The following is a 10,747-nucleotide window of genomic DNA, read 5'->3' as shown; positions in this document are numbered from 1 at the left end:
TAAAAGCACTACCATTTACAGCACAGGGTGCAGCCGGGAGTTTTTCTTTGGTTACTTTCTTTTTGAGGAAAAAAGAAAGTGACAACCACAGGCTGTGGTAAAATTACTTTACCTGTCCTCACAAAACACTGAACTAAGTAATAGCACTAAATCAATGTGAGTAAATAGAAAGTACTTCCACAGGCCATGTTAAAGCCACCTATCCTCACAAAGCACTAAACTAAGTAACAGCTCACAACTAAAGAGCAACACCAAATCAAACCACAGCTCTTAACCAAAACATAGCAAACTTTTTTTACCTTTGCCCAAACCTACTGAAACGATGCAAAACCTGACGTTGCTCGATGGGCAAAAGTTCCAGATTACCATTCAGCGCCTTTGCCGACAGTTGATTGAAAATCACAACGACTTTTCGAACGCTATAATAATTGGTATACAACCACGGGGTATTTACCTGGCCAAGCGTGTAGCCGAAGAATTGGGCAAAATACTGGGCAAGCCAGTATTGCAAGGCGACCTGGATATCACCTTTTATCGTGATGACTTTCGTCGCCGCGAGGCTCCGCTCCTACCCAATCAAACCCGTATCGACTTTATTATTGAAGGCAAAAACGTTATCCTGATGGACGACGTGCTTTGGACAGGCCGAACCATACGCGCCGCCATGGATGCCATGCTGGCCTTTGGCCGGCCGAGTAAGGTTGAGTTGCTGACGCTTGTCGACCGGCGTTACTCACGCCATATACCGGTGATGGCCGACTATACCGGTATTGAGGTTGACTCGATTGCCTCGCAAAAAGTAGTGGTAAGCTGGAAAGAAACCGACGGAGAAGATAAAGTAGTACTGGTATCCGAAAGCAAATAATTACCTGCTGCTATAACGTAAAAAATTAAAATTTCGAAACCTGATAGATACATGGCCGGGCTGAGCACACGACATTTACTTGGAATAAAAGATTTAAACCACACAGATATTGAGCTGATACTGGAAACGGCCGATACTTTTAAAGCCGTGATTAACCGGCCTATTAAAAAGGTGCCGTCTCTGCGCGATGTAACCATTGCTAATATCTTTTTTGAAAACTCAACCCGTACCCGTTTATCATTTGAGCTGGCCGAACGCCGCCTCTCGGCAGATACCATCAATTTTGCAGCCTCATCGTCATCAGTAAGCAAAGGCGAAACGCTGATAGACACCGTGAACAATATCCTGGCCATGAAGGTGGACATGGTGGTAATGCGTCACCCCTATGCCGGTGCCGGTGTGTTTTTATCAAAGCATGTAAAGGCTCAAATTGTAAATGCCGGCGATGGTGCCCACGAGCATCCCACCCAAGCCCTGCTTGACGCCTTTTCTATCCGCGAAAAATTAGGTGATGTTGCTGGTAAAAAGGTGGTTATTGTAGGCGATGTGCTGCACTCGCGTGTGGCCTTATCAAATATTCTATGCCTTAAACAATTAGGTGCTGAAGTGATGGTTTGCGGCCCAACTACTTTAATTCCTAAATACATTGGCTCATTAGGTGTTAAAGTTGAGCACGACCTGATTAAAGCTTTAAACTGGTGCGATGTGGCCAATATGCTGCGTATTCAGTTAGAGCGTCAGGATATTAAATACTTCCCGTCTCTGCGTGAATACAGCATGCTTTATGGCCTGAACAAACAGATACTGGATGGCTTAGATAAAGAAATTGTGATTATGCACCCGGGGCCCATTAATCGCGGTGTAGAGATTACCAGCGACGTAGCCGACAGCAAACAATCTATCATATTAGACCAAGTTGAAAATGGTGTAGCTGTGCGTATGGCAGTGTTATACCTGCTGGCTGGTCAGAATTAATAAAGCAACAAGAAATATGGAATTCAGGTTACTACACGATTACATACTTAAGATTGAGCCTGAAAAGGAGAAACCCAGTCGTGTACGCATCATTGTAAAACAGTTAGGTAAAGAGCTGATCTGCCGCAAAGACGGTATAAACCCGTTGTTAGATTTTGTTTATGGCGGTGATGACCGGCTGATTAAAGGCAAATTGCAAATCAGCAAAACTAAAAGTGCGATCAGCATTTACATGAACGGCAACATCATTGGCACCATAGAGGCCCGTACTTTTTTAGATGGGTTAAATAAATTGTTATAAACCGAAAGAGGCGATCTGGATGCAGATTGCTTCTTTCGGTTTATAAAGCCTTCAAAGTTTTCTGGCAATACTACTCACCCTCTGTTTTTTCATCCTTCTTAGCTGGCTTATCTTTTACCGGCTGCCCATCACGTATTTCATCAGTAGCCGTTTTAACCAGCTTATAGCCGGGCTTTAGATCTTTACTATATACTTCAACGGCATCTTTATTCTGCAATCCTTTCTGGACGTCTATCCATTGCGCCCGGTGCTGATCAGTCACCCGCACTACAAATACTTTTTCGGTTGATTGCACCAATGCTGATTTAGGCACTACAAAGGTGCTGTCGTGCGATTTGGTAGGTACGCTTACTTCCGCATACATTCCCGGAAGTAATATCTTTTTAGGGTTTTCTACATCCATCTCCAGGCGCTCAGATCGCAGGCGGCTGTCCAGTGCACCTGCCATACGTTTAACATGCGCTGTAAATTGTTGGTTGGGTAAAGCTTTAACCGTAAAGCTTACCTGCTCTCTGTTGCTTAAAGAGCCTGTACTTAGTTCGGGTACCGAAATTACCAAACGCAGTTTCTTTTGCTGTTGTACTACAAACAACGGCAGTGCAGACCCCGCTCCTGCCGGACCTACATAGGCCCCCAGGCCGGCATTACGCTCGCTTACTACACCGTCAAAAGGTGCACGTATCTGTAAGTACTGTAAGTTAGCCGATATTTCCTGGTAGGCAGCTTTAGCAGCATCCATATTAGCATAGTCAGCCTTGCGCCGGGCGTCAGCCTGGTCTAAGTCATTTTGCGCAATGGTGCCCGGTGTTTTGCTGGTATTGTATAGCCTGTCATAAGTAGCTTTGCTGGCCAAATATAAAGCTTCCTGCTGCTTTATACGTGCCCGTGCTGATGCCAGCTGCGAATTAATTTCCGGCGCTTCCAGCACAATCAATAGCTGTCCCTTATGTACTTCCGATCCTACGTCAACCAAATACTTTTTAACATAGCTGTTTATCTTGGCGTAAAGACTCACCTGCTGATAAGGCGCTAACTCACCGGGCACCTGAAGGTTCGATGCCATTTTTCCTTTTTCGAGCAAAACGGTTTCTACAGGCGGCACCTCTATATCTGCCTGCTCTTTTTGTGAACGTTCCTGCTCGGCTTTTTCCTTATCATCGGAGTGACATGCACTTAAACTTAACAAACCGGTTAAACCAATAACTGATAAAGCAGCACTTATATTTCCTTTCAGACTTTTCATCTTTTTAATGTAGCGGTTTTTCAATAACTATATTTGGCACGTACAAGGTATTATAATGCCTTGTATAAGCACATATTTACGCTTTACTTTCCTGGTGGTGTAATGGCACAAAGTGTTTACTTTCCTCATCTTCCGGATCTAGAGATACTGATGCAGTACTGGTTTTACCTTGTACCCAGGCAAAAACCAAAGGCAAAATAAGCAACGAGGCAAAAGTAGAAAACAACAATCCACCAATCACGGCTCGGCCTAAGGGAGAGGTCTGATCACCGCCTTCGCCTAAACCTGATGCCATGGGCACCATACCTACAATCATGGCCAAACTGGTCATCAAAATAGGTCTCAGGCGTAAAGCGACAGCTTCACGTGCCGACTTTAAGGCATCGCCGTTATACATCCGTAATTCTTCGGCATTGGTAATTAACAACACCGAGTTAGATATAGCTACACCAACAGCCATAATCATTCCCATATATGATTGCAGGTTTAGTGTTGCCCCGGTACCCCAAACCAATAGTAAAGATCCGAATATAACAGCCGGAACCGTTGAGAGCACCACAAAAGACACCTTAAACGATTGGAAGTTGGCAGTAAGCATCAAGAAGATCACTATAATTGCAATCAATAGGCCGCTCTGTAAGCTGCCTAAAGTATCATCTAAGGTTTGGCCTAAACCGCGTGGCTCAATAGTGAGTCCGCGCGGCAGTTCGCCTAATGATTTAATGGCTTCTTTAACATCATCAGTAGCCGTACCTAAATCAGTTTTGTGCAGGTTAGCTGTTACCGAAATGGTAGGTATAGCGCCAATGTTATCATTTTCACCGTAAGTAGTATCTTGCTTAATTTCTGCTACGTCACTTAACACCGGGCGGCGTTGGTTAGCCATAATGGGTATTTCCTTAATGTCGTTCATGCTCGACATCTGGTACTCGGGCACCTGCACCTGTACATTATAGCTTAACCCTACCTTTTCGTCCAGCCAAACATTTTTTTCAGTAAATCGGGATGACGAGGTTGATGCTGTTAGCGAGCGGGATATATCGCCCACACCTACTCCTAATTGCGCGGCACGTGTACGGTCAATATTAATATTGATAGCCGGATACTTAAAGGATTGGCTAATCTGCGCATCGCGTATGTATTTAATTTGCTTAAGCTTTTCCAGTATCTTATAAGCATAAACTACATTTTGCTTTTTGTTTTTGCTGGTTATAGCCACCTCGATAGGTGTAGGTGAGCCCTGGCTTAATATTTTATCAGTAAGCTCAATAGGCTCGTAGGATACTTTTACGTTAGGCATTTCCCGTTTAATGGCATTACGGAAACTCTCTTTTAAATCGTCCAGGTTACCTTTATAATCTTCGGTCATGGCTGCCTGTATTACTGCCTCCTGGGGGCCGGCCATAAATAAGTAAATCGGACTGGTAGAAAACTGTGAAGGGTGGGTACCTACAAAAGATGAGGTAACCGCAATTTTATCTTTACCTACCACATTGCCCAATACCTGCAGCGCGTGCACGGTCATCGCTTCTGTACGCTCTAAACGGGTACCATCCGGCAAACGCAGCCTTACCTGAAACGTGCCCGAATTTACTTTAGGCAGCACATCCCGGCCTATAGTTAAAAACAGTAATGCAGCCAGGCCAACGGCTACCACTGCGTATATGCTCACAATCCATTGCCGTTTAGGCAGCATGTTGTCCATCCAGCGCATAAAGCGATGTCTGAAACGGTCAAATTTGGTTTCTTCTGCCCCATGGTCTTCAAGTGCGTGCTTGGCAGCTTCTTCTTTATTAGCGTCCAGGTTATCATCATCACGAGAATATTCTTTATTCTCGTGGTCGTTTTTCATCAGCCAGTTGGCCATTATAGGTACAAAGGTTTGCGCCAGAAAGTACGACGTAATCATGGAGAACCCGATAGCCAACGCTAAAGGTAAAAACAGCGCACCGGGGATACCCTTCATGGTAAAGGCCGGTGCAAACACCGCCAGGATACAGAACAAGATCAGCAATTTAGGAAAGGCAATCTCCTTACAAGCATCCCAGATGGCTAACGCTTTTGGTTTGCCCATGGCAAAATGCTGGTGTATGTTTTCAATCGTCACCGTCGACTCATCCACCAAAATACCAATGGCCAGGGATAGCCCGCTCAAGGTCATGATGTTGATGGTTTGATGGAACAATGACAAAAACAGGATACCAGCCACGATAGAAGTTGGAATAGTTAAAATCACAATTAACGCTCCGCGCCTGTCGCCTAAAAACAATAACACCATTAAGCCAGTAAGTACCGCACCGATAGCGCCCTCTTCGGCCAAGCTTTTTACGGCGTTAATTACATAGGTCGACTGGTCAAACACGTAAGATAACTTTACATCTTCGGGCAATAATGCCTGAAAACGGGGGATAGCTTTCTTTAGATTCTGTACCACTTCCCAGGTGGAGGCATCGGCCGACTTGGTAATGGGTAGATACACAGAGCGCTTACCGTTAACCAGGGCGTAACTACTGGTAATATCGGCTCCATCTTCAACCGTGGCCACGTCGTGTAAAAGCACCGTTTGTATCCCGTTACGGTATAACGGAATATCGCCAAAGTCCTGTACTTTTTTTATTGATGTGTTGGCCGGGGTCAGATAGTTAATGTCGCCTATGCGAACGTTACCTGCGGGCGAGTTCAGGTTGTTTTCGCGAATGGCGGTTACAATCTGATCGGGCGTAAGGTTGTGTGAACGCAACAGCGATGGATCGACCTTAATAACTACGGTACGTGTATTACCGCCGAAAGGTGCGGGCGATACCAAGCCGGGCACCGATGTAAAAGACGAACGTACGTAAACGTTGGCTAAATCCAGCAACTCATTGTTACTGCGATTAGGGCTGGTTAACACCAGTTGCCCTACCGGAAGTGTAGAGGCATCAAACCGTAAAATAAAAGGCGGTTGCGTACCTGGCGGAAAGATAGCCTGAGCACGATTAGTATAGGCAGACACCTCGGCGGCAGCCTGCGCCATATTAGTACCCTCGTAAAAAGAAAGCTTTATTAAGGTTAACCCTTGAATGTTACGCGTTTCGATACTTTTTACGCCCGATACGTATAGCAGCAAGTTAACATACTGCTTACCAAAATACGATTCCATTTGCGTTGGTGTATAACCACCGTATGGATGCGAAACGTAAATTACCGGTAAATTAAGGTCGGGGAAAATATCTATTTTGATGCTGCGGATAGCGTTGATACCAAAGAAAAACAATCCGGCTACTAAAACCAGGATGGTGATGGGTTTACGAAGTGCAAATCTAATGAGTCCCATGTATGTTGTGTTGCGGTAGCTTAAATAATAACTTAAAAATTATTGATAAACAGGTCAAAATCACCTGTTGATGCAGCCTTAAATAGCAGTGCCTGCCAAACGTTGTTGTAGGCAATGTAGTTGTTGGTTTCGGCCCGGTACAAAACATATAGGGCTTGCGTAAAATCAACTATACTGGCCAGGCCGTTTTTATAAAGCGTTACTTTTTGTACGTAAGCATCATTAGCTGATTTAATTTGAATGGGCGCCTCTTTTGAATTTTTGAGCGCCGTACTGATGCGGGTTTCGGCCAGTACCTGCTGGTTGCGCAGTTGCTGGTTTACCAGATCATATTCATCCTGATACTGTTTAGAAATAAACTTTTGCGATTGTACCTGGTATTTGGTACGGAATAAGCTGGTAAAATTCCATACGGTGGCAACGCCAATGACGTAGTTAAACCGTGTAGGATCTACACCGCTGCCATAATTACCGGTATAAGCTACAGGCGTATTTATGGCCGGTGCCAGAGTAAACCCTGAGCCTCTGCCCTGAAATGTACCGACCAGCGAAAACGTCGGTAAAGCAAAGGTACGCTGGTAGCGTGCCTGCTCGTCACTTACCTGTATCCGGTTTTTATAAAATTGAAGTACCGGATGCTGCTCCTGCCCTACGGTAGCCGGCGGATCGGGCATAGCAGGGTTACGAACTACAAAGGTACTATCGAGCGCAAAATCTTTTGGGGGGGAATCGTACCCCAAATATTGTGACAACTGGTTAACCTGATCCTGCTCGTTTTGCTGGGCATTAGTTAACTGTATGCGTGCATTAGACACTTCAGTGTTAGCAAACGAAGAATCGACACCTGGGTTTAATCCGTTTTTTACACGGGCTACCACCACACGCCTTACTTCTAACGTCCTGTTCAAATTATCTTCTTGTACTTTTACCAGGCGCTGTGCTGCCAGCACATTAAGATAAGCAGAGGCCACTCTTACTTTATGCTGAAATTGCTGTTGGCCCAGGTCAGCTTCATCACGGTTTACTACCTGCTTTTGTACTTTAATACGCTCTACGGCACGACCAAATGCAAAAAAATCCCAGTTAACATTGGTGAGATACAATGCCCCGAAAGCAGCATTCCAGCTTTGATGATTAAGCGCAGGACCTGATGAGGATGCGGCCAGTCCGCGGTAACCCACGAGCGGGCCGTTTTGCCCATTAATAGTACCGTAAACCTGTTGTGCCGAAAAGTTTAAATCGGGTAGATACTCGGTTCTTGTTTCTTTTAAATAAGCTTTTGATGCGTTAAGTTGATTCTTTTTTGCCAGTATGGCCGGATAATTATCAACACCCAATTGTATAGCCTCTTTCATGCTCAGAGACTTAATCTCCTGCGCATAATTTGGGGTTGTATGCACTATACCAACAGCTACTAAACTTATACAAATTGTTATTTTGTTAAACATCAGAAAGGAAAGTTACGATAGAGACAAGCAAATGTAGCTCGTATCATAAAACTTTAAAACCTTTAAATGTTATTACTAAGCTATGTAAACGTAATGTTGCCTGGGCCAGACCTTAAGATGACAAATAGTGTATTACTTACATTAAGCTAAAGCTTTAGCAATTTCTGAGCTGTATCCCGGCCACTAATTAGTGCTGCCTCAACGGTGCCCATCGCTGGTCCCTGATACATAAATTCTCCCGCGAAATATATCGTATCAGCAATGGGTTGTTTCAACAGGGCTAATACCGTAGAGGTATCAACCGTGTCGTAAGCATATGAACCACAAATGTATGGGTCGGTTGTCCAGTTGGCCACGTGCCAAGCTATCAGTTTTTCTTTTAAAACCTCGGAATCGATATTGAATACGTGGCTCAACGATTGCAATGACTGCTGCAAAATATCTTCGGCAGGGGTATGCGCCTGCTGTGCTGCCGCTGCACCACCCAACCAGCCGGTTAGCAAAGGTTGATGCCCGGGCGCCTGTGTCCACCAGGTAGGTATTGCCTCATCAGTAAATAGAAACGCCATATCTTTTAAGGTGTCGTGATGCTGAGCAGAAACATTTTCCCAAAACATCTCATCAAACTGCAGCAGCACTTTAATAATGGCACCAAAGCCTAACTTTTTTAATGCGGTTGTTTGTTCGCTGATAGGAGGCGAAAAATCAATATGTCCCTTTGCTATTGCCGGTGCCTGCCACACGCCTAACGGAATGGCTAATATGACCTGCCGGGCCTCATAAATCTCACCGTCAGCGGTGGTTGCTTTAATGGCAGCAGGTTGCCAGGAGATATGGGTAACCGGAGCATTTAGATAAATAGTGCCGCCATGCTGCTTACAAACCTCGGTTAAGTAGTTTATCAGGGTACAGTAACCGCCTTCAATGCGGTACTGCGCATCTTCATCTTCGTTTTGCCATTCGCGGCGCAAGGCAAGGGCGCTTACCCGCGCCGGGTCGCTGGTATCATAACCTGCAGCATAACGGATCACGGAGTCTCTTAAGGCATCAAACTTTTCTTCCGCAAAGTATTTATCCAAAAACGCCTGAAGCGTGGTGTCGTCCTGCAAATCGTTAAGCTTCTGCATCAACATATCCCATCCTTCAATCATTGCGGCATCTTTTACAAAAGTACCGTCCTTATACTGCCACATCTCGCCGCCTGCCGGGTGATAAGCTATACCGGCTTCACGCAATAGCTGTAAAGTTACCGGCAGATTTCCGTGCACAAACTCAGCACCTAACTCGGCGTGAGTGAAAAACATGGTGTCGCCAATGGTGCGAATGCGACCTCCGGTACGGTTACAGGCTTCTAGTACGGTTACCTTTTTACCGGCTTTAGCCAAAGTATAAGCCGCCATTAAGCCGGCCGCACCCGAGCCAACAATCAGTACATCTGCGTTTTTCATAAAAGTAGATACCCAAGGTATAAATTATTCTTTACTCACCAATGAGGGCAATGAGTACAAACACAAATCATAAAGATGTGACGTTACCTTTAAAACGATACCCTTTATAATTCTATTTTCAAGCCATCATAGGCCAGTTGAATGCCTTGGGGAAGTTCCAAAGAAACGTCAGCATGTTTGCCTAAACGATGACTGATATGAGTAAAATAGGTGGTTTCGGCTCCTATACGCTGTGCAAAAGCAATAGCTTCGTCAAATGTAAAATGCGACATATGCGGTTGCTTTTGCAAAGCATTAACCACTAACACTTTTGTGCCCTTTATTTTTTCAATTTCAGGCTCGGCGATGGTCTTAGCATCGGTGATGTAAGTAAAGTCATCTATCCGGAAACCTAACACCGGCAGTTTGTAATGTAAAACCTCTATGGGTATAAATTTAACCGGCCCAACGTTAAATGGCTCGTTGCCTATGGTATGCAGATTAATTTTAGGGATACCAGGATATTGGAATTCGGCAAAAATGTACGAGAATTCCTTTTTTAGTGATGCCTGTACACGGGGTACTGCATAAACGTCCATAGGCTCCTGCTGCAGATAGTTAAATGCACGAATGTCATCCAACCCAGCGGTGTGATCTTTATGCTCGTGGGTAAAAATAACGGCGTCTAAATGCTTTACTCCGACACGAAGCATCTGGTATCTGAAATCGGGCCCTGTATCAATCACAATAATTTTACCCTGCGCTTCTACCAAAATGGAGGTACGCAGGCGTTTATCATGCTTATCTGCAGATGTACAAATATCGCAATCGCAACCAATAACAGGCACACCCTGCGAAGTTCCGGTTCCTAAAAATGTTATGGTCACAGCTGCAGTTCGATTTGTTTAACTTGGTGAAAAAATGCCAGCTGTTTATCATCAAGCTGATTGATATCAATTTCAAGTTGCCGCACTAACTCTACCACCGAGTGTATTTTACTTTCGAGGTTTGAAAACTTGTTTACTACAACCATGCGGCTGTTTTGCAGCAGGCAGGCTGCCGTTTTAAAATTCCCTTTTTCGTAGCGCACTTTATAACCCGAACTCTTAAGCAGGTTCTCTAACTTTTCGAGTGTATGGTTGGTAAGGGCAAGCATAAGATCAAAAATAATA

Annotated in this window: 9 protein-coding genes; 3 read left to right on the top strand and 6 right to left on the bottom strand. The window is 44.7% G+C overall.

What is annotated here, in order from left to right; all coding sequences use genetic code 11:
* Positions 1–322: 322 nt before the first annotated feature.
* From pyrR to AAGR14_RS05590, 3 genes are read left to right on the top strand one after another with little or no spacing between them, the layout of a single operon-like run.
* A complete protein-coding gene (gene pyrR / locus AAGR14_RS05600; protein ID WP_342648676.1) occupies positions 323–865 on the top strand; it encodes a bifunctional pyr operon transcriptional regulator/uracil phosphoribosyltransferase PyrR in 543 nt (180 codons plus the stop codon).
* A gap of 51 nt (positions 866–916) precedes the next feature.
* Positions 917–1,840 carry an aspartate carbamoyltransferase catalytic subunit gene (locus AAGR14_RS05595; protein ID WP_342647611.1) on the top strand — a complete coding sequence of 308 codons (924 nt, stop codon included), beginning with the start codon at positions 917–919 and terminating at the stop codon, positions 1,838–1,840.
* Between the two features lie 16 nt (positions 1,841–1,856).
* Positions 1,857–2,141, top strand: a complete 285-nt coding sequence (locus tag AAGR14_RS05590) for a hypothetical protein (RefSeq protein ID WP_342647610.1) — start codon at positions 1,857–1,859, stop codon at positions 2,139–2,141.
* A 70-nt stretch (positions 2,142–2,211) separates the two neighbouring features.
* On the opposite strand, the gene AAGR14_RS05585 is transcribed toward AAGR14_RS05590, so the two are convergent.
* The 6 genes from AAGR14_RS05585 to AAGR14_RS05560 form a co-directional block, all read right to left on the bottom strand.
* Positions 2,212–3,384, bottom strand: a complete 1,173-nt coding sequence (locus AAGR14_RS05585) for an efflux RND transporter periplasmic adaptor subunit (protein WP_342647609.1) — start codon at positions 3,382–3,384, stop codon at positions 2,212–2,214.
* A 76-nt stretch (positions 3,385–3,460) separates the two neighbouring features.
* On the bottom strand, positions 3,461–6,700 hold the full coding sequence (locus AAGR14_RS05580; RefSeq protein ID WP_342647608.1) for an efflux RND transporter permease subunit: 3,240 nt from the start codon (positions 6,698–6,700) through the stop codon (positions 3,461–3,463).
* Between the two features lie 32 nt (positions 6,701–6,732).
* Positions 6,733–8,055: a TolC family protein gene (locus AAGR14_RS05575; protein WP_342647607.1), complete on the bottom strand. Its 1,323-nt coding sequence runs from the start codon at positions 8,053–8,055 to the stop codon at positions 6,733–6,735.
* Between the two features lie 239 nt (positions 8,056–8,294).
* Positions 8,295–9,596: an NAD(P)/FAD-dependent oxidoreductase gene (locus tag AAGR14_RS05570; protein WP_342647606.1), complete on the bottom strand. Its 1,302-nt coding sequence runs from the start codon at positions 9,594–9,596 to the stop codon at positions 8,295–8,297.
* A 104-nt stretch (positions 9,597–9,700) separates the two neighbouring features.
* The gene (locus AAGR14_RS05565) at positions 9,701–10,462 is read right to left on the bottom strand and encodes an MBL fold metallo-hydrolase (RefSeq protein WP_342647605.1); all 762 of its coding nucleotides are present in this window, start codon (positions 10,460–10,462) and stop codon (positions 9,701–9,703) included.
* Positions 10,459–10,731, bottom strand: coding sequence for a hypothetical protein (locus AAGR14_RS05560; protein ID WP_342647604.1), 273 nt, complete (start codon positions 10,729–10,731; stop codon positions 10,459–10,461). Before AAGR14_RS05560 ends, AAGR14_RS05565 begins: the two co-directional genes overlap by 4 nt.
* Positions 10,732–10,747: the final 16 nt, after the last annotated feature.

The organism is Mucilaginibacter sp. CSA2-8R (genome assembly GCF_038806765.1).
In the GTDB taxonomy this organism is placed as follows: domain Bacteria; phylum Bacteroidota; class Bacteroidia; order Sphingobacteriales; family Sphingobacteriaceae; genus Mucilaginibacter.
The sequence above is the reverse complement of the archived record's forward strand: the minus strand, read 5'-3'. Positions and strand labels throughout refer to the sequence as shown.

Bases quoted from the DNA above. Each gene is read 5' to 3' on its own strand.
- pyrR (WP_342648676.1), top strand. From the start codon at position 323: ATGCAAAACCTGACGTTGCTCGATGGGCAAAAGTTCCAGATTACCATT.
- AAGR14_RS05595 (WP_342647611.1), top strand. From the start codon at position 917: ATGGCCGGGCTGAGCACACGACATTTACTTGGAATAAAAGATTTAAAC.
- AAGR14_RS05590 (WP_342647610.1), top strand. From the start codon at position 1,857: ATGGAATTCAGGTTACTACACGATTACATACTTAAGATTGAGCCTGAA.
- AAGR14_RS05585 (WP_342647609.1), bottom strand. From the start codon at position 3,384: ATGAAAAGTCTGAAAGGAAATATAAGTGCTGCTTTATCAGTTATTGGT.
- AAGR14_RS05580 (WP_342647608.1), bottom strand. From the start codon at position 6,700: ATGGGACTCATTAGATTTGCACTTCGTAAACCCATCACCATCCTGGTT.
- AAGR14_RS05575 (WP_342647607.1), bottom strand. From the start codon at position 8,055: ATGAAAGAGGCTATACAATTGGGTGTTGATAATTATCCGGCCATACTG.
- AAGR14_RS05570 (WP_342647606.1), bottom strand. From the start codon at position 9,596: ATGAAAAACGCAGATGTACTGATTGTTGGCTCGGGTGCGGCCGGCTTA.
- AAGR14_RS05560 (WP_342647604.1), bottom strand. From the start codon at position 10,731: ATGCTTGCCCTTACCAACCATACACTCGAAAAGTTAGAGAACCTGCTT.